24 protein-coding genes are annotated in these 20,073 nt (G+C 71.3%); 10 read left to right on the forward strand and 14 right to left on the reverse strand.

Annotation, left to right across the window (positions count from 1 at the left end; translation table 11 throughout):
* Positions 1-9: 9 nt before the first annotated feature.
* Positions 10-645 (reverse strand): DUF2238 domain-containing protein, encoded by a 636-nt coding sequence (locus AC4NMM_RS01045; RefSeq protein WP_491923314.1) that lies wholly within the window; start codon positions 643-645, stop codon positions 10-12.
* Complete coding sequence (locus tag AC4NMM_RS01050; RefSeq protein ID WP_491923315.1) at positions 642-1,331, reverse strand: hypothetical protein; 690 nt, start codon at positions 1,329-1,331, stop codon at positions 642-644. Before AC4NMM_RS01050 ends, AC4NMM_RS01045 begins: the two co-directional genes overlap by 4 nt.
* Before the next feature lie 131 nt (positions 1,332-1,462).
* On the opposite strand from AC4NMM_RS01050, the gene AC4NMM_RS01055 reads away from it, so the two are divergent.
* From AC4NMM_RS01055 to AC4NMM_RS01075, 5 genes are all read left to right on the forward strand, one after another.
* Complete coding sequence (locus tag AC4NMM_RS01055; protein ID WP_096393570.1) at positions 1,463-2,275, forward strand: DUF2103 domain-containing protein; 813 nt, start codon at positions 1,463-1,465, stop codon at positions 2,273-2,275.
* A 148-nt stretch (positions 2,276-2,423) separates the two neighbouring features.
* Positions 2,424-3,137 carry a LysE family translocator gene (locus AC4NMM_RS01060; RefSeq protein ID WP_096393569.1) on the forward strand — a complete coding sequence of 238 codons (714 nt, stop codon included), beginning with the start codon at positions 2,424-2,426 and terminating at the stop codon, positions 3,135-3,137.
* 679 nt (positions 3,138-3,816) lie between these two features.
* Entirely contained in the window at positions 3,817-4,869 is a 1,053-nt protein-coding gene (locus AC4NMM_RS01065; protein WP_096393568.1) for an NAD(P)-dependent glycerol-1-phosphate dehydrogenase, read from the forward strand.
* Positions 4,870-4,976: 107 nt separating this feature from the next.
* On the forward strand, positions 4,977-5,636 hold the full coding sequence (locus AC4NMM_RS01070) for a DUF420 domain-containing protein (RefSeq protein WP_096393567.1): 660 nt from the start codon (positions 4,977-4,979) through the stop codon (positions 5,634-5,636).
* Between the two features lie 92 nt (positions 5,637-5,728).
* The gene (locus AC4NMM_RS01075) at positions 5,729-7,051 is read left to right on the forward strand and encodes a M28 family peptidase (protein WP_491923316.1); all 1,323 of its coding nucleotides are present in this window, start codon (positions 5,729-5,731) and stop codon (positions 7,049-7,051) included.
* Positions 7,052-7,093: 42 nt separating this feature from the next.
* Here AC4NMM_RS01075 and AC4NMM_RS01080 read toward each other — a convergent pair whose 3' ends face one another.
* The 9 genes from AC4NMM_RS01080 to AC4NMM_RS01120 all read right to left on the reverse strand — a co-directional run bounded on the left by AC4NMM_RS01080 (position 7,094) and on the right by AC4NMM_RS01120 (position 12,920).
* Positions 7,094-7,537 (reverse strand): DUF7313 family protein, encoded by a 444-nt coding sequence (locus AC4NMM_RS01080; protein ID WP_491923317.1) that lies wholly within the window; start codon positions 7,535-7,537, stop codon positions 7,094-7,096.
* 95 nt (positions 7,538-7,632) lie between these two features.
* A complete protein-coding gene (locus AC4NMM_RS01085) occupies positions 7,633-8,379 on the reverse strand; it encodes an NAD(+)/NADH kinase (RefSeq protein ID WP_491923318.1) in 747 nt (248 codons plus the stop codon).
* Positions 8,380-8,491: 112 nt separating this feature from the next.
* The gene (locus tag AC4NMM_RS01090; RefSeq protein WP_017342659.1) at positions 8,492-8,776 is read right to left on the reverse strand and encodes a DUF7314 family protein; all 285 of its coding nucleotides are present in this window, start codon (positions 8,774-8,776) and stop codon (positions 8,492-8,494) included.
* A 4-nt stretch (positions 8,777-8,780) separates the two neighbouring features.
* The gene (locus tag AC4NMM_RS01095; protein WP_096393562.1) at positions 8,781-9,212 is read right to left on the reverse strand and encodes a DUF7315 family membrane protein; all 432 of its coding nucleotides are present in this window, start codon (positions 9,210-9,212) and stop codon (positions 8,781-8,783) included.
* Positions 9,213-9,293: 81 nt separating this feature from the next.
* A complete protein-coding gene (locus AC4NMM_RS01100; RefSeq protein ID WP_096393561.1) occupies positions 9,294-10,082 on the reverse strand; it encodes a cytochrome b family protein in 789 nt (262 codons plus the stop codon).
* Between the two features lie 4 nt (positions 10,083-10,086).
* Entirely contained in the window at positions 10,087-10,896 is an 810-nt protein-coding gene (locus AC4NMM_RS01105; protein WP_026046182.1) for a cytochrome b, read from the reverse strand.
* A gap of 7 nt (positions 10,897-10,903) precedes the next feature.
* Entirely contained in the window at positions 10,904-11,293 is a 390-nt protein-coding gene (locus tag AC4NMM_RS01110) for a DUF7318 family protein (protein ID WP_096393560.1), read from the reverse strand.
* On the reverse strand, positions 11,290-11,940 hold the full coding sequence (locus tag AC4NMM_RS01115) for a halocyanin domain-containing protein (RefSeq protein WP_491923319.1): 651 nt from the start codon (positions 11,938-11,940) through the stop codon (positions 11,290-11,292). Before AC4NMM_RS01115 ends, AC4NMM_RS01110 begins: the two co-directional genes overlap by 4 nt.
* A gap of 95 nt (positions 11,941-12,035) precedes the next feature.
* Positions 12,036-12,920 carry a DUF7319 domain-containing protein gene (locus AC4NMM_RS01120; RefSeq protein WP_096393558.1) on the reverse strand — a complete coding sequence of 295 codons (885 nt, stop codon included), beginning with the start codon at positions 12,918-12,920 and terminating at the stop codon, positions 12,036-12,038.
* A gap of 200 nt (positions 12,921-13,120) precedes the next feature.
* On the opposite strand from AC4NMM_RS01120, the gene AC4NMM_RS01125 reads away from it, so the two are divergent.
* Together AC4NMM_RS01125 and AC4NMM_RS01130 are read left to right on the forward strand one after the other, a co-directional pair.
* Entirely contained in the window at positions 13,121-13,603 is a 483-nt protein-coding gene (locus tag AC4NMM_RS01125) for a DUF7321 family protein (RefSeq protein WP_096393557.1), read from the forward strand.
* A gap of 97 nt (positions 13,604-13,700) precedes the next feature.
* The gene (locus AC4NMM_RS01130) at positions 13,701-14,321 is read left to right on the forward strand and encodes an HAD family hydrolase (RefSeq protein WP_491923320.1); all 621 of its coding nucleotides are present in this window, start codon (positions 13,701-13,703) and stop codon (positions 14,319-14,321) included.
* 34 nt (positions 14,322-14,355) lie between these two features.
* On the opposite strand, the gene AC4NMM_RS01135 is transcribed toward AC4NMM_RS01130, so the two are convergent.
* Entirely contained in the window at positions 14,356-15,246 is an 891-nt protein-coding gene (locus AC4NMM_RS01135) for an MBL fold metallo-hydrolase (protein ID WP_096393555.1), read from the reverse strand.
* 3 nt (positions 15,247-15,249) lie between these two features.
* Complete coding sequence (locus AC4NMM_RS01140) at positions 15,250-17,112, reverse strand: radical SAM protein (RefSeq protein ID WP_096393554.1); 1,863 nt, start codon at positions 17,110-17,112, stop codon at positions 15,250-15,252.
* Between the two features lie 117 nt (positions 17,113-17,229).
* Between AC4NMM_RS01140 and AC4NMM_RS01145 the strand changes: the two genes are divergently transcribed.
* The 3 genes from AC4NMM_RS01145 (at position 17,230) to AC4NMM_RS01155 (ending at position 18,299) form a co-directional block, all read left to right on the forward strand.
* On the forward strand, positions 17,230-17,625 hold the full coding sequence (locus AC4NMM_RS01145; RefSeq protein WP_096393553.1) for a hypothetical protein: 396 nt from the start codon (positions 17,230-17,232) through the stop codon (positions 17,623-17,625).
* A 98-nt stretch (positions 17,626-17,723) separates the two neighbouring features.
* Positions 17,724-17,879, forward strand: a complete 156-nt coding sequence (locus AC4NMM_RS01150) for a DUF7559 family protein (protein WP_017342671.1) — start codon at positions 17,724-17,726, stop codon at positions 17,877-17,879.
* Between the two features lie 3 nt (positions 17,880-17,882).
* Complete coding sequence (locus AC4NMM_RS01155; RefSeq protein WP_491923321.1) at positions 17,883-18,299, forward strand: Hsp20/alpha crystallin family protein; 417 nt, start codon at positions 17,883-17,885, stop codon at positions 18,297-18,299.
* Positions 18,300-18,315: 16 nt separating this feature from the next.
* Here AC4NMM_RS01155 and AC4NMM_RS01160 read toward each other — a convergent pair whose 3' ends face one another.
* Positions 18,316-19,587, reverse strand: a complete 1,272-nt coding sequence (locus AC4NMM_RS01160) for an NAD(P)/FAD-dependent oxidoreductase (RefSeq protein ID WP_096393551.1) — start codon at positions 19,585-19,587, stop codon at positions 18,316-18,318.
* Between the last annotated feature and the right edge of the window lie 486 nt (positions 19,588-20,073).

A 20,073-nucleotide genomic window follows, 5' to 3' on the forward strand; every position in this document is an offset into this window, starting at 1 on the left:
CCGTCGTCGCTACTCGGGCGCGCTCCCGAGCAGCCGGTCCCGGACCAGCTCCGCGACGCCGGTGAGGTGCGCCTGTCCGAAGAGGCCGACGAGGACCGCGCCCGCGGTGTTGTACGTCAGGTCGAGCACGGTGTCGTCGAGGCCGTGCTGCGCGAGCGGCATGTCGATGCCCGTCTCGGTCGCGACGATGTCGAGCCCGAACTCGAACAGCTCCCAGAGCACGCCGAACGCGAGCACGACGACGACGATGAAGACGAACGCGAACCGCGCGGGGATGCGGATCCCGTCGCTGTGGAGGTCGACGGCCCGGATCGTCGTGTACCCGACCGCGGCGACCAGCGAGGCCGACAGCGCGTGCGTCATGTGGTCCCACCACTCGACGCGGGCGTAGAACCCGGCGGACCCGACGGTGTGGAGGAACACCGCCATCGTGATCCACAGGGCGAGCCACGGGTCGAGGGGCAGGTCGTACCGCCGTTCGAGCGCCGCCGGGACCAGCGTGACGAGGAAGGCGATGATCCCGTTGCTTATCGCCTTCCCCTCGCCCGCGAGGAACCCGTACGCGACGATGGCGACGAGGAGGACCTGCATCGCGCCCGTGAGCCGCCGCTGCGACCGGATAGAGGGGCGCGGGAGCAGCCTCATCGCCGCACCACCCGCCGGATGACGCGACGGAGGCGGCGTCCGCGCCCCCGGAAGTACCCGTCGAAGAGGAGCCCGGCCGCGAGCCCAGCCAGCGTGACGTAGATCCACTCGATCATCAGCGCGTCGTTCGTCGTCAGGAACTCGGTGCCGACGCGCCGGTCGAGGTTCCAGCGCAGCACCGTCCACACCGCCGCCGTCGCCAGCGTCGCCATCACGACGAACGCGACCGCGAACCAGTGCGTGAGCCGCAGCGACGTGAACATGTGGAGGTCGACGGCGATCACGAGCGCCAGCGCCGCGATGGCGACGTACGTCGCGAACGTCCCCAGTTCGCCGCCGAAGACCGCGCGCACGAGGACCGGCGGCAGCGCGAGGCCGACCAGTTCGGCCGGGAGCATCGCCCGCCAGTCGCGCGCCGCCGCGGTCGGCGCGAGCACGACCGCGCCGAGCCCGACGACGATCGCCGCCGAGAGGAGGTCGTACTCCAGCGCGCTCTCGACGAGGATCCCCGCCAGGACCGCGATCGTCGCCCACGCGACGATCGCGTTGAACCGGCCGTCGCGGACCAGCTCCGTCAGTCGGTCCTCGACCGCCTCCAACCTGTCGGCCAGATCCTCGTCGTGTTCCGCGTCACCGACGTCCGCCTCGGAGCCGGCGTCGGCGTCGCGGCGTCGGTCTCCGTCCATGTCCGGTACGGAGGTCGGGGAGGGTAATAAGGGGTCGCTCCGGCTCGGTGCGGCGAACGCCGACCGCGCCTCGACGGGCCGGTCGCACGCCGAACGGACGCCCTTTTATCTTCCACGGCCGTCCGATCGGTATGAACTGCCGGCGGTGTGGGACCCCGATCGAGAAGCCCGGGGACTACTGTCTGACCTGCAACACCGCCAACGCCGACGCGGTCGTCGCCGAGTTCGAGACCGACCGCGCGCACCTGACATTGCTCCGCGAGGACGACGTCGTCGGCGAGACGACGGTCACCACGCGCCCGGAGGAGGGCGAGCGGCTGAGCGAAGTCCAGCTGCGGAACTTCGCGGGGCGCGTCGCGGACGAGATCCGGCGGAAGCGCCCCGAGACCGTCTACGCCGCCGGCGAGCGCGAACCGCTCCGCGAGACGCGCGCGCAGCTCCACCACGAGTTCTACCGCGTCCCCGACGGCGGCGCGGGCGGGAGCGGTCGCGGCGGCGAACGCGGCGCGGCGACCGGGGACGCCCCCGCGGACGACGGCCGCGAGCCGGACGTGAGCCCGGTCGTTCGGTGGGTCCTCGACCGGCGTGGCGACCGTTCGCTGGCGGTCGTCGAGACGCCGCCGCGCGAGAAGATCGGGGGATCGCACTCCACGCTCATCGGCGACCGCAAGGGACGTAAGGCCGTCCAGACCGTCGCGGAACACCCGCACGTCAAGAAGATCGTCCCCGGCCCCATCGACGCCGGCGGGACGGGGTCGCGGACGGGCCTCCGCGCGAAGGCGACGCGCGCGGGGACGAACGGCAACGTCCGGCTCCTCCTCCGGGACGGTTCCAGCGTTCAGGAGAACCGGATCGTCACCACCGCGATGGACCGCGAGACCGGCGAGCGCGTCCGCGAGGACCTCAACGAGGCGCTCCGCGACGCGGAGCTTCAGGACGCGTAGCCGCGAGCCACGGTCCCGGTCGGGCTCCGACCCCAGTGTTCGGATCCGTCCGTCGATGCGTCGATCTCGGGCGTGCCGTCCGGAACCGGCCGTTACCGACCGCCTCTCCGTCGCGAGGTTTTTCACGAAACCGGGCGTTGCGAGCGGTGTGAGTACCCTCGTTACGCTCGGTGCGGGCGTCGTCTTCGGCCTGGCGCTCGCGGCGCCGCCCGGCCCGATGAACGCGGTGATTGCCGAGGAGTCCGTCCTCCGCGGGCGCCTCGCCGGCTTCCGAGCCGGGCTCGGCGCGGCGACCGCCGACGCGATATTCTTCGTCCTCGCGTACGTCGGCGTCGTCGCGGTCGTGGAGTCGCTCCCGCTGCTCCGGGCCGCGATGGTCGCGGTCGGCGGCGTCTTGATGTTGTACTTCGCGGTCGACGCCGCCCACGGCGCCCGCGCGTCGTTCCGCCCGACCTCGGGCGAGGAGCCGATCGCCGCGGAGGGGAAGGGGTTCCGCAAGGCGCTGGTGCTCGCCTTAACGAACCCGTATCAGGTGCTGTTCTGGCTGACCGTCGGAGTCGGGCTGTTGCGACCGGGGGAGCTCGACGTGCTCTCCCGGCTACCGGTGGTCGGGCCGGAGCTGGCGGGGACGTTCGTCGTCGCCACCGGCTCGCCCGCGCTCATCGGCGGGTTCTTCCTCGGGGTGTTGGCGTGGATCGTGGGTTTCCCGACCGGGCTCGTCGCCGCCGAGCGCCGGATCGAGACGTTCGCGCCGATCGTCGCGGTCGGCTCCGCGGTCGTCCTCGCCGGCTTCGGCGTCTACTTCCTCTACGACGCGGCGACGACGGTCGACGCCCTAACGTTCCTCGCCGGTGTCGTGTGAGGGACGCGGGGCGACCGAGGCGGCGACGAAGCGATCGGAGGCTCCCGGCGTCGCGGGGGCTCATTTATAAGTGGTTGATACCGGAGCGGCGGCGAACACCTCCAAAGCCCCAGCCGTTCACTTATAACCGATCGACCGCGGATCGACTGTGAACACCGCCGAATCCCCAGCCGCTTGCTTATAAATATCCAATCACAGATCGGCAGCGAACACCTCCAAAGCCCCAGCCGCGAGGCGGGCGCACGCTCGCTGTGCTCCTCGGTCGTTCGCTTCGCTCACTCCCCGCGGTGCTCACGTCGCCTGCGGCCGCCTCGCGGCAGCGTGGCGCGTAGCGCCACGGGCAGCGAGGGACGCAGTCCCTCGGGCAACCGGGCGTCGCCCGGTGACAGCCGGCGGCCGAGCCGCCGGTGACTGCCCCTTTGAGTCCCGCCCCCCACAGCGACCGCACCTCACACCTCCCCAGCCTCGTCGGCCGGCCTCCGCTTCGCTCCGGCCGGCCGACTCCCTCGTGCGGTCGGTTCGCGGCCCTGCGGGCCGCTCACCGGCGCACGCCACCGCCGTTCATTTATAAATAATCGTCGTACTCCGACCCCGTTTACGGCGGTACCTCCGACTCCGCGGCGCCGCTGTCCGTCCGAGAATCCGCATCTTCTAGACCCTCCGGTCGCGTATCTGAGCCATGTTCGAGAAGACGACGTGGATCAAGCTCCCGCGGAACGTCCTCGTGGGACACGACGTCATCGACGACCTCGGGGAGGCGGTCGGCGAGCTCTACCTCACCGGGCGGCCGCTGATCGTGACGAGCCCGACCCCCAACGAGATCGCCGGCGACCGCGTCCGGGCGCAGTTCGACGACCCCGCGACCGCCGTCGTCGACGAGGCCTCCTTCGACGCCGTCGAGGAGCTGAAGGCGACGGCCGAGGCCGTCGACCCCGGCTACCTGATCGCCCTCGGCGGCGGGAAGCCGATCGACATCGCGAAGATGGCCGCCGACCACCTCGACGTCGGCTTCGTCTCCGTCCCGACCGTCGCCTCCCACGACGGCATCGTCTCGGGGCGCTCCTCGATCCCCGAGGGCGACACCCGTCACTCGGTCGCCGCGGACCCGCCGCTCGCCGTCGTCGCGGACACGACGCTGCTCGCGGAGGCGCCGTGGCGGCTCACCACCGCGGGCTGTGCGGACATCATCTCCAACTACACCGCGGTGAAGGACTGGCGGCTCGCTCGCCGCCTGCGCAACGTCGAGTACAGCGAGTACGCGGGCGCGCTCTCGGAGATGACAGCGGAGCTGCTCGTCGAGAACGCCGACATGATCCGCCCGGGCTTAGAGGAGTCCGCGTGGGTCGTCGTGAAGGCGCTCGTCTCCTCCGGCGTCGCGATGTCGATCGCCGGCTCCTCGCGGCCCGCCTCCGGCGCCGAGCATCTCATCTCCCACCAGCTCGACCGGATCGCGCCCGGCAAGGCGCTCCACGGCCATCAGGTCGGCGTCGCCTCGATCATGACGGAGTACCTCCACAGCGGCGAGAACGGACGGTGGAGCGCCATCCGCGACGCCCTCGACGAGCTCGACGCCCCCACGACCGCGGGCGAGCTGGGGATCGACGACGCGGAGCTGATCGCCGCCCTGACGAGCGCCCACGAGATCCGCGACCGCTACACCATCCTCCAGGGCGGGATCAACGAGGAGGCCGCGGTAGAGGTCGCGACCGCGACGGGCGTCATCGAGCGGTAGTCGCGACGCCGCTGTCGCGACGACGCTTTCGGGACGGGCGGGGGCGAACCGTCCCGCCCGACGGGAGCACCCGAAGCCGACTTATCGCTCCGTTCCCTCCGTCCGATATGTCCACCGCCAGCGTTCGCGAGCGGGCCAAAGCGCGGGCCACAGAGATAACCGTCCTCCTCACGCTCGTGGGTTACGGCGCCGTCGGCGGCGTGTTCCTCGTGCCGGAGTTCCAGGCGCTGTTCCCCACGCTCACGCAGGAGACCGTGAACCTCCTCGCGCACGCCATCGCCGCCGTCAACACGGTCACCGTGATCACCCTCTCGCTCGGCTGGTACTGGATCCGCAACGACGAGGTGAAGAAACACGCCGCCGCGATGACGACCTCGTTCGGCCTCATCCTCCTGTTCCTCGGGATGTACCTCCCGAAGGTGGCCGGCGGCGGCACCAAGGAGTTCGTGTTGGACTCGGCGTACGCCTGGGTCCCGCTGTGGGACCCGGTGTATCCCGCGTACCTGATCATGCTCGCGATCCACATCATTCTCTCCGTGGTCTCCGTCCCCGTCGTCCTCTACGCGATCGTCCTCGGGCTCACGCACACGGAGCGGGAGCTGCGGACGGAGACGCCGCACCGACGCGTCGGGCGGATCGCCGCGAGCGCGTGGATCCTCTCGCTCGTCCTCGGGGTCGTCACCTACCTCCTCTTGAACCACCTGTACGACTCGACGTTCGCGGCCGCCGAGGCCGCGACGGTCCTCCTTCCGGCCGTCCCGGTCTGAGCGCTTCGACGAATCCGTCGGCTCCGCCCCCCGCTTCCGGCCGCCCCCGCCGCCACCGAAACGCTTGAGCGGCGGCCGCGACACCCACACCCATGACAGAGTGGATCGGCGAGACGTTCACGAGCGACGCGGGCTGGAACCACCTCCTCGACCTCGTCGACGTCGGCGACCGGATGGCCGGCTCGCCGGGCGAGCGCGAGGCCTTGGAGCTCACGCGCGACGCGTTCGCCGACGCGGGCGCGCGCAGCGCGGCGATCGAGGAGTTCGAGATCCAGGGCTGGGAGCGCGGCGACAGCGCGGTCCGGGACGCCGCGACCGGCGAGCCCGTCGCGGTCGGCCCGAACGAGTGTATCGCGCTGCCGCGCAGCCCCAGCGGCGAGGCGACCGGCGAGTTCGTCGACCTCGCACACGGCGTCCCCGAGGACTTCGAGGCCGACCTCGACGGAAAAGTCGTGATGGCCTCGTCGGACACCCCCGACTCGGTCGACCGGTTCATCCACCGCCGCGAGAAGTACTACCGCGCGGTCGACGCGGGCGCGGCCGCCTTCGTCTTCGCCAACCACGTGGAGGGGACGCTCCCGCCGACCGGCAGCGTCGGGACCGCCGACGACCCGATCGGGGCGATTCCGGCGGTCGGCGTCTCGAAGGAGACCGGCGCCCGGCTCTCGCGGCGGAACGAGGGCGACGACCTGACCGTCGCGGTCGACTGCGAGACGCCGACCGCGACGAGCGGGAACGCGGTCGCGGAGCTCGGCCCCGACACCGACGAGCGCCTGATCGTCTCCTCGCACGTCGACGCCCACGACCTCGCGGAGGGCGCGATGGACAACGGGGCCGGCACGGCGACGATCGTCGAGGTCGCGCGGGCGCTCGCCGCGCGCGAGGACGAACTCGACGTGAAGGTGCGGTTCGCCGCGTTCGGCGCCGAGGAGGTCGGTCTCGTCGGGTCGTCGGTGGCCGCCGAGGCGGCCGACCGGGACGCGGTCCGCGCGGTCGTCAACGTCGACAGCAACGTGTACGGCCGGACGCTCCGGCTCGACCACCACGACTTCGACGCGCTGGCGGCGGCCGCGGAGCGCGTGAGCGACCGCTTCGATCACCCGGTCGCGACGGGGAGCGAGCTGGTCCCCCACAGCGACCACTGGCCGTTCGTGAAGCGGGGGATCCCGGGGTACATGGTCTCCGGCGAGACCGAGGGGCGCGGCCGGGGGTGGGGCCACACCCACGCGGACACGCTCGACAAGCTGGAGTCTCGGAACCTCCGGGAACAGGCGATCCTCCTCACCGAACTCGTCGTCGACCTCGCCGCGGCGGACGCGTCGATCCCGCGCCGGGACACCGAGGAGATCGCCGCGGCGCTCGAAGCCGAGGGGAAGGCGACGGGGATGAAGCTCACCGGAGACTGGACCTTCTGAGGGACGGCGAGCGGCCGAAGAAACCGCGGTCGGGGCCGGAACTCAGGCGACGACGAACTGGTTCCAGATCCCTTCGACGAGGAAGAACAGCGCGAAGTACGACGACCACACCAACACGACGAGCGAGGCGGCGATCGAGCTTTTCGGCGCCTCGATCTCCATGTCGTTGCGGGCCTCGACGTTGCGGGCCTCCAGCTCGAAGAAGTCGGCGATGAACATCGCCAGCACGAGCACCGACAGGATCGTCCCTCGCACGGGCGCAACGAGGATGTACACGAACGACAGGAGGACGAGCCCGACGTTGGTGAACACGTGCGGCGTGTACGCCTCCACGCTGTCCGCCTCTTCTCCCTGATCGACGTGTCGCCTGTGCGCGAGGTGCCGGGTCGCGAGGTTCGCGACGGTCATCACGAAGATCGCGTACGGCAGCGCCGGCCCGGCGGCCGCCAGCCAGCCGAGGGGAACGAGGAACTGCAGTGGGTCCATATCCACCATTTCCGTTCAGGACGTATTAGAGTGTTTCCGATCGGCGCGCTCGCAAGGAGGTCGCGGACGCCGCGGGGCGTGGGGGAGTCCCCCCTTCACTCCGCCGTCGCCGAGAGGAGGTCGACCGTCGTCGCGACCTCGACGCTGACCGCTCGGTGCGGCTCGACGGTCCCGCGGCGGTCGCCGTCGACGACCAGTGCGACCGGTTCCGCCTCGCGCTCGACCGTGACCCGGACGCCGCCGCTCGCGACCCACGTGTCGGGGCGGGTCGTGAACGGCGAGACGGGGACGACCGAGAGCCCGCCGCCGGGCGACACCGCGGGCCCGCCGGCCGCCGCCGCGTAGCCGTCGCTGCCGAGCGGCGTCGCGACCACGACGCCGTCCGCGCGCACCGAGACCGACTCCCCGCCGGGGAACGCGATCCCGTACTCGGAGATCCGGGCCGGCTCCGCCGTCACGAAGGCGACGTCCGCGGCCGCGACCCGGCGGCGGCCGTCGCCGGCGCCGTCGACCGCCAAGACCGGGTGGGCGACGCGGGCGAACCCGTCGACCGCGGTCGTCGACCCGCCGAGCCAGTCGTCGGCGTCCGCGATGCGGTCGGCCGCGAAGTCCGGCTCGACCGCGTGACGACCGTCCCCGACCGGGAGGATCGGACCCGAACGACCGTCCTCGGTCGCGGCCGCGCGCATCGCCTCCCGAAGGGCGGCGTCCCCGACGGCGACGACCGCGTCCGCCTCGACGCGGGCGACGAGGCGGTTGCCCGCGCCGTCGACCGCGGATCGGATCGCCGCCGCCGGGTCGCCGTCGCCCAGAACCGCGAGGCGGCGCGTCGGCTCACTCATGCGCGAGGCTGGGGCGAGCGGCGGTGAAAAGCTCTCGGTTCGTCGGCGAGGACCGTCGCCGCCGCTCTCGGACGGCGGAACGGACGGAGAAAGGGAGACGAGGGGGGTACGTTCAGTTCGCGGCCGCGTCGTCGTCGCCGTCGTCGAGGGCGTCACGGAGCTGCCGGCTGGCGGGGATGAGTACCCAGAACGTCAGCGCGCCGAGGATCATCAGCCAGAACAACACGTCGCCCGCGAGCAGACCGACCTCGCCGTACGCCGTGTTCACGCCCTCCGCCGGGTTCACGAGCTGTGACACCTGGTAGTACGACGGTGTCCGGTACCAGCCGCCGAAGGTGATCCACCCGAGACCGCCGATCGTGAACAGGGCGAAGCCCTTCATGAACTCGTCTGCCATTATCTCACGTTTCGCTGGAGTCGTCTTGAGACTTTCCCATCCCTCGTCCGCGGAACCGGGTCCCGAGCACGTACACGGCGGTCCCGAGGACGATGAAGCCGACGCCGGTGATCGCCAGCACCGCCACGAGGACGTCTTCCGGCGGTACGATCCCGGCGCTGTCGAGCAGGTAGACGATTGTCGCCCGGACGAAGCTTATCTGAAGCGTCGCGGCGTCGATGAGCGTGAACCCGACGAGGTAGGTGACGACCGCGGCGAGCGTCGAGAAGACGGTCACGGCCTTGTACAGCCGGAAGGGGACGACGACCTCCCGGCCGCTCGCTCCCTCTCGCGGGCCCGTCGGCTCGTTACGCGGGTCGGCGTCGTCGTCGGCCGCGATCGGATCGCCGGTCTCGTCGAACGCCTGCGAGGCGTCGCCGTCTGTTGAGGATGACATGGGAATACGGAGCGTCGGAACGGCGGGGGCGGGAGCCCGGCCGCGCTTTGGCAGCGGGACCGCAGCGGACTGTGTCGGTCGCTACTTCGGCGGCCGCAGCATGTAGTACCGGCGGTTGAGGTCGTACATGTACCCTTCGCGCATCGTCTTCAACACCGCGTAGGTGATGACGCCGCCCGCGATCGGGACCATGAACACGAGCGACATCAGCAGCTCGGTCGGCACCGGGAAGAAGTTCTGGATGGCCAGCACCGCAAGCGTGATCGCCAGGATGACCCCGGTCACGCCGAGCGCGGCCCAGCCCGGCTCCTCGACGGGGCGCCGCGCGTTCCCCTTGTTGAGGAAGGGGACGAGCGTGATGACGCCGAAGATGGCCCCGTGGGCCACGAGCCCGTACAGCTCGTTGGACATGATGATGTTCCCGCCCAACACCTCGAGCCCGGGGTTGATCGGGCTGAGCTTCAGGAGGCCGAACGACCAGTAGAGGTACCAGTCGGGCAGGATGATCGCCGGCGTGGAGCCGGGGTTCGCCGGGTCCCCGAAGTGCGACGGCAGGATCGAGGCCACGAGCAGGATGGTCCCGAGGAAAAAGGAGGTGATCGCGAGGTTGCGGATCGTCTCGTGGGGCCACGTCGGGAAACCCAGCACGTCGCGCTCAACGTACGTCGACTCGGCGCGTAGGTCCTCGTCCTCGCGCCGGGAGCGCTCGAAGTACTGGTAAGTGAGCTGTGCGAGCCCCTGGCTGCGCTCCTTCCGCTCGGACCAGGTCGGCGTCTCGTCGTCCGGCGGGACCGTCGCCGGCGGACCGCCGTCGGTGCGCGCCTCGTCGTCGGTGCCTCCGTCCGTCGTGGGTGTGGTGTCGTCGGTCATTGGATTAGTGCGGCTCCGCGATGCCCTGCACCCAGACGATGCCGACGTGGATCGCGATGAGCGCGGTGACCACGAACGGCAACACGAACACGTGCAGGATGTACATTCTCACGAGCGTCGCCTGTCCGAGGGTGAAGCCGCCGAACAGCAGCTGGGCCGCCCACTCGCCTACGATGGGGGTCGCGAGGGCCAGCTCGACGCCGATCTGCGCCGCCCAGAAGGACAGCTGCTTCCACGGGAGGACGTACCCGGAGAAGCCGAACAAAAGCGTCAGGGCGATGAGCACGACGCCGAGGATCCAGTTGACCTCGCGCGGCTCCTTGTACGCGCCGGTGAAGTAGACCCGCAGCATGTGGAGGAACACCGCCGCCACCATGAACTGCGCCGCCCAGCGGTGGATCGACCGGAGCATGAAGCCGAACTGGACGTCTTTCATGATCATCACCATCGAGTCGTACGCGGCGGTGGGGTCGCCCTGTGCCGCCGCGCCCGCGGTCGACGGGGCGTAGTAGAACCCGAGCAGCGCGCCCGACACCGCCGCGAGCAGGTACGCGATGATGGAGAGGGACCCGAGCGAGTACAGCGGGTACCAGTACCAGAACTTGTTGTCGAGGTCGTACTGCTCGGTGTGGCTCTTCGGCATCTGGAGGTTCGCGCGGTAGTACATCGTCTCCAGCAGCTCGAGGTAGTCGACGATGCGGAGCCGCTTGTCCAGCCAGATGAGCGTGGTCAGGAACGCCGTCTCGATGGCCGTGAGGTCCTGACTCTTGAGCCACGCGTTGTGGTCCATGTCGTCTTGTTTTTTCAGACTCATTGTCGAATCACTTCTTGTAGTACGGGTACACCGCGCGCTTCACCGTCTCCGCGAGGCCGCCCGTGTCGATTCCCTTGCCCTCCTTGTCCTCTTCGCGGACGTACAGGTCTTCCCACTTCCGCCGACGTTTCTTCACAATCATCACGTCTGGAAGGAACTCTTTCCGGTACAGGAGCAGAATGAACGCAAGATCAATAAAGATGAAGGCCAACAGCGCGCCGACGTACATGTTCCCCGCCTCCGTCGACGCCCACGCGGACATCAGTCCGTAGGTGAACAGGGCGACGAACACGACCTCGATGACGGTGAGGAGGACGATCGCGATCGCGGCGGCGGTGCTCTCGCGGGCCGGCTCGTACCGGTGGATGTCGCCGTACGAGGAGCCGCCGGAGCTCATCTGGCACCTCCGTGGCCCGTGTGGGCCGACTCGCCGTACTTGAGCATGTAGAACGTGAACACGAACGTCATCCCGATGCCGAGCATCGCGGAGATCCCGACCCAGTGAGCGTGGAGGGGGACGCCGACCTTGGCGATGTCCTCCGGCCACCCGGTGTTGCCGCCCCCGCCGACCTCGACGGTGGCGACGTCCTCGCCGACGGCGATGCCGCCGTGCATGCCGACCGCGGTGTGGGGGACGCAGTGGTAGTGAGTGATGCCGGCGTCCTCGCTCGACGTCTCGTACTCGTAGGTGTACCCCTCCTCGCCGACGGGGTTACCGCTGTCGAGGCTGGCCGGGCCGCCGCCCTCGACGGTCTGGACGTTGTGCGAACCGCCGTTACCGGTCCACTCCCAGACGATGGTCGTCCCCTCGTCGACCCAGACCAGCGTCGGGTCGAACGCGAGGCCGTTGCTGCCGGCGCCGACCGAGATGGTCACCTCGTCCTGGCCGCGGGCGTCGGTGTACGACCCGACGTTTCCGTCGGCCGCCCCGCTGGGCCAGTCGGGCTGTACCTCCTGTGCAGCCACCGTTCCGGTCGCCCCGGCGGAGGCCGCGACGGCGGCGGTCGCGCCGCCGGCCGTCCGCACGAAGTCCCGCCTTTTCATACAGGCTCACTCGGGACGGGGTTCGCTTAAACCCACCGACTGAAACCGCCGACGTGGAGGAGGTCTCGGGGTCTGAAACCGTCGAAATCGTCGGATTACTCCTCTCGGTCACGCTCGGTTGCGTCGGCGTCCTCGTCGGCCGCGACGCCGTCCTCGACGGGGACGAACTCGGGGCGCTGTTTCGCCTCGCGGAGCGCGCGCAGTCGGTCCCGGTACTCCTCCGAGCGGAACCGGTCGGAGAGCCGTGCGTTCGCCACCATCGCGAGCAGGAAGACGCCGATCAGGAGGAAGACGATGCCCATCGCCGGCGCGACGATCGTCCCGAGGTCGGCCACGGCGCTCGCGACGAGGAGCGCCGCGCCGGCGAGCACCTGGACCGCGGCGACGGCCTGCACCACGAGGTTGCCGAACTCGCCGGAGCCCTCCGGGACGCTGTCCGGGTGCGGGAGCGACCAGTTCTCCGGCGGCTCGGGGACCTCGTACGACTCCATCGCCGCGAGCGCGACGACCGGCTCGATGTCACGAAGCACCGTTCCCTCGCCGCGCACCTCGCCCGTCGGGCGGATGATCGCGTACCCCTCGTCGGAGTAGACGAGGATGCGCTCCTCGCCGTCCTCGCGGACGCGCTCCAAGACGCCGAACACGTCGCGGGTCGCGATGCGGGACTTCAGCTCGGCGTCGACGCGGTCTAAGAGTCGGTCGCCGGTGATCCACGTGTCCGGGTCGAACGCGGCGTCCCACTCCTCCGCGTTCATCTGCGCCATGTCCGACGGGCCGAAGTCGTCGAAGTCGTACTCCGACTCGACCCGCTCGCGGAGGGCCTCGATGTCGGTCTCGTCTTCCGGGGCCCCGTCGGCGTCGGCCGCTGCGGGATCGGCGTCCCCGGCCGCCGAACCGCGCTCGTCCCGACCCTCGGGCGCCGGATCGGCCGACTCCTCCGGCGGCGACTCCGACTCCGACCGCGTCGAGGTGTCCTCCATCGACCGACGCTACGTGCTCCTGACGCTAACTGTTTTCGTCCGCGCCCGGGAGCCGGGGGCGCGGGACGGCAGGTCGGGAGTGCGGGACTGCGGGCCGGAAGAGCGCGGCGACACGGCGGAACGCCGGACGACGCACCGGGAGGACCCCCTCGCCGGGCGCGGATCGCGGGGCTTTACGCGCCGGAGCCCGTACCGTCGGTATGGTCGACGAGTCGGTCATCGCGGCGCTCGCCGGGATGTCCGTGACGGCGAGTCTCCCCTTCCTCCTGTACGGCGCCTGGATCATGATCGACACGGAGACCGTGACGTGGAACGTGCTGATGCGGCACCTGCGGTACATCCTCGCCGGCCTGGTGCTCACGACGGTCCCCATCGTCACCTGGATGATCCCCCGCGTCCTCGACCAGGTGAGCGGGATGGCGATCCTCCACGCGTTCTTCGGCGTTCAGGCGTACGCGCTCCTCGCGTTCGCGCTCACCGGGATCGTTCGGATCTTCCAGGCGAAGCGGAACGCCGACGCCTACGAGGACCCCGACGTCGACATCGACGAGATCCACGAGGACATGGGCCACTGGCGCAAGCGGCTCCGCGCCGGCGTCGCCGGGTTCATGCTCCTGTGGCTGTGCGCGTGGGTGACCGGCCTCTACCGCCTCGTCACCCTCCACTTCGGCTCGTTCCTCTGACCTCGGCGCGCGGCCGCGACCGGGGCGTCGCGCGGGCGTCGACGCCGGTCGCACCGACCGACAGCTTCAATCCGGGTTTGCCCGTAACAGGGGTATCGTGGCAGTCACCTTCGACCTCTTCGGGACCCTCGTCGACGTCGAGTACCCGTCCGACCCGGCGGAAGCGGTCGCGCGCGAACTGGAGTCCCGCGACGTGTCTGTCCCCGACGACTGGCACGTCGCGTACGGGGAACGGCACGTCGAGGCGCCGGCGGGCGCGGAGGTCCCCCTCCCAGCGCACGTCGCTCGCGCGCTCGACTCCCGCGGCGTCGACGCGGACCAGAACGTCGCTAGGCACGCCGTGGTCGCGGCGTTCGACCCGGACGTGACCCGACGCGACGGCGCGCTCGACGCGGTCCGCGGCGCCGGCGAGCGCGGCCCGGTCGGGCTGCTCTCGAACTGCGCGGTGCCCGAACTCGTCCCGCGGACGCTGATCCGCGCCGGGCTCCGCGGCGAGTTCGACGCGGTCACGACGAGCGTCGGCTGCGGCTGGCGGAAGCCCCACCCCTCCGCGTTCGAGGCCGCGGCGGAGGCGCTCGGGACGTCGACGACCGGGCTCGTCCACGTCGGCGACGACCCGGAGACCGACGGCGGGATCGTCGCCGCCGGCGGCCGCTTCGTCGACGTGACCGAGACGCCGCTGTCCGAGGTCGTCGCCGAACTCGGAGCGGAGCAGTAGCGCGGTTCGACTGGCGGCGAGAACCGCGGCGTCGTCAGTCGAACCCCCGGTCGGCCAGCCGCGCGCGCCACGCCTCGCCGATCCGACCCTCCGCGACCAGCTTCTCGACGTGGGCCGCGACCGTCGCCAGCGCGAGGTCCCGCACGCCGGAGAGGTCCCTCTCGTAGGCGCCGTCGACGACCGCGTCGAGGTCGGCCGCGCCGCCGTCTATCGCGGCGATCACGTCGCGCTCGCGGGCCAGTCGGTGTTCGATCAGCCGGTCGCACGTCGCCGCCGGGTCGTCGATCGCGGGCCCGTGCCCGGGGAGGAGCCGGTCGTAGCCGGCGTCGCGCACGCGTTCGAGGCTCGCGAGGTACGCGGACAGGTCGCCCTCGGGCGCCGCGACCGCGACGCTCCCATCCGCGACGGCGAGGTCGCCGCAGCATAGCACGGTGCGGACCGCAGTCGACGGCCCGCCGGCCGCGAACGCGACGTGGTCCGGCGCGTGTCCCGGCGCGTCGACGACGCGGACCGCGGTGTTGGCGACTGTCTCCCCCGGTGCGACCGTCTCGTCGGGGGCGACACCGGTCGCCTCGGTGAACCGGTCCGCGTGGCCCTCGCGGGCGACGACGGTCGCGCCCGTCAGCGCCGCGTAGTCGGCCACCGCGCCGACGTGGTCCTGGTGGGCGTGGGTGACCGCGATCGCCTCGATCGGAGGGGCGTCGGCGGGGCTGGCGGGGCCGAGGCCAGCGTCGTCCGACGGGAGCGACCCGCGCGCCGCGAGCGCGGCGTCGAGCGCGTCCGTCCGGGCCGCCGGGTCGACGAGGAGCCCGTCGAGCAGGTACGCGTTCGTGGTCCCGCCGGGGGCGCGCGTGTCGACGGGGACCTCGACGCGGGCAACCGCGGGGTCGCCGTCGTCGGCCGAAGTCGGGTCGTCGCCCACCATCTATCAGTCCCCGCGTCCGAGCGAGGACCGCGCGGCCGGACCGGGACCGGAGCCGGGGCGCTCGCGGCCCGGGATCGGCACGTCGGTGTCGCCGGCGACGGCGTACGCCGAGAGGTCGACGGTCCCCGGAGCGACAGCGTCGACCGCGTCGACGGAGTCGTACGGCCGGCCGACCACGACGTCGCCGGCCGTGCTCCGGTTGATCCCGGGGATCGCCGTCAGCTCGTCCATCGAGGCCGCGTTGACGTCGAGCGGGTACGGGACGCCGGTCACGGAGCGGTAGCCGTGGTCGGTGATCGCCACGTCGATCGTGGTCCCCAGCTCGCGCTCGCCGGGGACCGCGACGAGGAGCGCGTACGTGCCCAGCTGGCGACCGAACGTCTTCCCGTCCTGATGGTATTCGAGGTGGAGGTCGGGCAGGACGGTCCCCGGCGGGACGACGCGGTCGAGCATGGGGTTGTCGATGGTCTCGCGCACCTCGCGCTTGTACGCCTGGAACTGGTCTTTGTGCTCCTGTGCGATGTCGGCGCCCGTCTCCGCCATCTCCGTGCCCGCGAACGCCATCACCTGGCGGATGTTGATCCGGCGGAGCATCAGCCCCTCGTCGTACACCGTCTGGAGGAACTCCTTGTTGTGTTCGTACGTCTCGGGGCGCTCGCCGGCGAGCCCGTGGACGAGGTTGATCCCGGGGAGGAGCTTCGGGAGCCGCGGCGAGGCGTCCGGGCCGGTCGAGGGGCCGGTGACGCGGGTGGTGTCGCCGGGCGTCGTCTCGGGGCCGTCGCCCGGGCGCCAGCCGCCCTCCTCGTTGACGACGCGGACGGCCTCCAGACACTCCTCGGCGGTGACGAGCAGGTTGTTCTCCTCCTGAACGACCGGATCGGCCGATTCGAGACCGAACGCGGCCGTGTCGCCGGGCGTGTTGTGCTCGGCGATGACGCGGATCGCCTCGCGGGAGGCCTCGGGGTAGTCCGTGATCGTCACCGGGTTCATGTTGTCGAGGTGGAGCGTCCGGAGGTCGGGCGCGACCTCGCGGATCCCGCCGTACAGCTCCCGGAGCGCGTCGGGGTTCGGCGCCTCGCCGTCGCCGCCGAACGCGAGGATGTCGGCCTGCCGCCCGAGCCGGAAGTGTCTGACCCCGCGGTCCGAGAGCGCGTCGACCTCGTCGACGACCGACCGCGCCGCGCGGAACGCCGGGTCGCCGTACAGCGGCTCCGTACAGAACGAACAGCGGTACGCGCAGCCGCGCGAGGTCTCCATCTCGCAGATGAGGTAGTCCGGGTGGTTGGGGTGCTGCTCGACGACGAACGCCCCCTGCCGGGCCCAGCGGTCGACCTCCTCGTTGGTCCGCATCCGGTTGCCGTACCCCTCCAACCCCTCGCGGACGAGGTCGTGGGCCGCGGCCTCGACGTCGCCCATCGCGACGAAGTCGTAGTCGAGGTCGTCGCGCTTCGTCTCCTGTGCGCCCGCGTTCTCCTCGCCGACCCCGAAGCGCACCGGGCCGCCGAGCAGCGTCACGCCGTCGGCGGTCCAGCCGAGCTCGCGCACCTCGTCCGGCTCCGCGGGGGTGCCGCCGACGTACTTCCCGGGCACCGTCATCCCGCCGACGTACACCATGAGGTCGGCGTCCGCCACGTCGGCGTGTTTCGACCGGTCCTCGCGGAGCTCGTCGATGGTGTGGTAGGTGATCTGCGACTCCGGGACGCCCGCGTCGACGAGCGCGCCGGCCGTGTACCGGGGGTACGTCGAGAGGTACGGCGGGACGCCGAAGTGGGCCGGCTCGTCGACGTACCCGTCGACGACGGTGACGGCGAGGTCGTTCGGGTCGGCCGGGAGCGACCCCCGGGCCGACGCGGGCGAATCGGTCATGTTACCCTCCGTAGTCGGCCGAGAGGGGAAAAGCGTGCGGAGTCCGCCGGGGGCGGAACGGACCGACGGAACCCGCCGGCCCGATCGCTTATGCCGGATCGCTCGAAACCGCGACTCGTGTCCTCCAATACGCCCGCTCGACGACAGCGGCTCGGACAGTACCTCGCGGTCGCCCTCGTCTGCGCCGTCGGCGCGGGCCAGTTCTACGCCGCCGACCCGCGCCCGTGGGGCGCCGCGGCCGCGTGGGCGGTCGGCACCGCCCTGCTCGTCGGACCGCTCGCGTGGCTCGCGCGGGACCGGCTCCCGTCGGACCGGTACGAGACGCTCGCGTACGTCGCCGCGGGAGCCGCGATCCTCGTCGCGGTCGTCTGGCTCGGCGTTTCCCTCGCGTTCGCACCCGCGCTGTTCCCGTACGGTCCGGGGTTCGCCGCCGGCGTCGCGTCCGGGACCCTCCTCGTGTTGCTCGCGGAGCGGACCGTCGTTCCGGAGCGCATGCGCGGCGCGGGGCTCTGACCGGCCCGTCGCGCGGGGCGCCGATCGCCGCGCGCTTCGCGCCACCTCGTCGCCGCCGCCACGCCGTTTAAGCCCTCGCCGGCACAACGGATCGGTATATGCCATCGACGATGGAGGTCAAGTGCGTCAGCGACGACTGCGAGCTGGACATGTTCGAGAACCACTACACGTACGACGTGCCCGACGACCACGCGGTCGAGGACCTCTCGTGTCCGTACTGCGGGGGGAGCGACCTCGTCGAAATCGAGGTGTGAGCCGTGGGCGGACTCGTCGAGACCGGTCGGTCCGCGCTCCGGAGCGCCCTCGAACGCGTCGGCCGCGGGTGGGGCCGCGTCCAGGAGCGCCGCCCGCTCTCGTCCGACCTCCTCGAGAGCGACGACGCCTACCTCGTCGTCTTCGACGCGCCCGGCGTCCGCGGCGAGGACGTCGACGTGACCTTCCTCGACCGCACCGTCGAGGTAAACTTAGAACGCTTCCGCGACTTCTACGACGGCTACGACCTCGTGTTCCCGGGCCGCGGCGTCTCGCTGTCCGGCAGCGTCGACCTCCCGCGCGACGCCGACGTGACGCCCGAGGGCGCGAACGCGACGCTCACGCGCAACGGCACGCTCCACGTCGAGATCCCCAAGCGCGGCGGGCCGAGCGACGTCGACGTGGTCGAAGAGGACGACTGACCGCGCCGACTACCTTTCAAATATCGTCCGTCCGGGTCGACAGCGACATCCCCTCCGCGATCTCGAACTCCTCGTCGCCGTCGAACCGCTCCGGGTCGAACGCGCCGATCCACGGGGAGTCCGAATCCCCGACCGCGACGCCCGCGAGCGACGCGAGCACGCCCTCGGCGACCGTCTCGCCGATCGCCGGCGCGCGCATGAACCCGTGCCCCTGCCAGCCCGCGGCGACGAAGAGGGTGGGACCGGCCTCCCCGCTCGCATCCACCGGCCCCACGAGCGGGTCGCCGTCGGGCGTCGCGGTACAGAGTCCGGCCCACGCCCGCGAGACGTCCGTGTCGGGATCGATTCGCTCGGCGCGACCGTCGCCGTGCTCGGTGCCGACGAGCCGCTCGCCGAGGACGGCGACGACGTCCTCGCGGAACCAGTCGTCCGCCTCCCGTCGGTAGTCGTCTGGGTCGGCCGGGACGGGCTCCGTGCCGTCGCCCGCGAGCAGTCCGTCCGGGTGCGGGCGGAAGTACGCGTCCGCGGTGGCGTCGTAGACCATCGGGCCGTCGTAGGCCCCTCCGGCGACGAGCGCCTGAACGCGGTAGGGGACGACCGGGACCGAGAGGCCGGCGTCCGCCAGCAGCGACCGGGTGTGCGCCCCGGCGGCGACGACGACCGCGTCGAACGCGCGCGTTTCGGCCCCCCGGTTCTCGTCGGCTTCGGCCTCGCGGACAGATATCTCGCGCCCCGCGTCGGTCCGCGGGCCGAGCGCGACAGCCGTCTCCGTCTCGACCGCGACGCCCTCCCGAGCGGCCCGCTCGCCGAGCGCGCGGACGTAGCTCGGCGGGTCGGTCCACCCCGCGCCCTCGGCGACCGCCGCGACGGCGAGGTCGTCGGTCCGGAGCGCGGGGAAGCGCTCGCCGAGCGCGTCGGGGTCGACGACCGACACCTCGCACCCGTGTCCGCGCATGCGCTCGACCATCGCCGGGACGGCGTCGGCGTCGGGGTCGCCCTCCCGGACCGCGATGACGTACGGGCACGCGGAAAACGAGAAGCCGGGGAGCGACCGGTCGAACGCGCGGAACCGCTCCAGCGCGCGGGCGCCGACCGCGGCGTCGACGTCCTCGGCGTAGGCGTCGTAGAGGACCCCCGCCGCGCGCCCGGAGCTCTCGGCCGCCAGCTCCCCGCGCTCGAACAGCGTCACGTCGGCGCCCCGGGCCGCGAGGTCGCCGGCCGCCGTGACGCCGACCGCGCCGCCGCCGACGACCGCGACCGACGGCGCGGCCTCGTCTTCCTCGGTCATGGGTCGGGACACGCGAGCGACGACGAAAAGCCACCGGGACGGCGACGGAAACACTGCGGTGGCGCGTGCCTGCGAGCGGCCGCCGGAGGCGGCCGCGAGTCAGCACCGCGCGAGGGAGTCGCGAGCGATGCGGGCGACCGGAGGGAGCCCCAAGCGAGCGACGAGGCTGGGGAGGCGTGAGGTGCCGTGCCGTGCGGTGCGGGGTGGGACTCAAAGGGGCAGTCGCGAGGGCGGCGCAGGCGACGCAAGCACCGCAGAGAGGGAGCGAGTGAAACGAGCGACCGACTGAGGAGCGCAGCGAGCGTGCGCCGCCCTCGCGACTGGGGCTTTGGAGGAGATCGCCGCCGAGCCGTTAGCAGCTATTTATAAGTAAGCGGCTGGGGCCTTGGCAGTGTCCGCGGCTGATCTACTATCTATCACTTATAAACGAGCGGCTGGGAATTTGCGAGTGCTTGCGGTCGACCCCCGGACATTCATTTATAAACG

The organism is Halorubrum sp. SD41 (assembly GCF_058630335.1).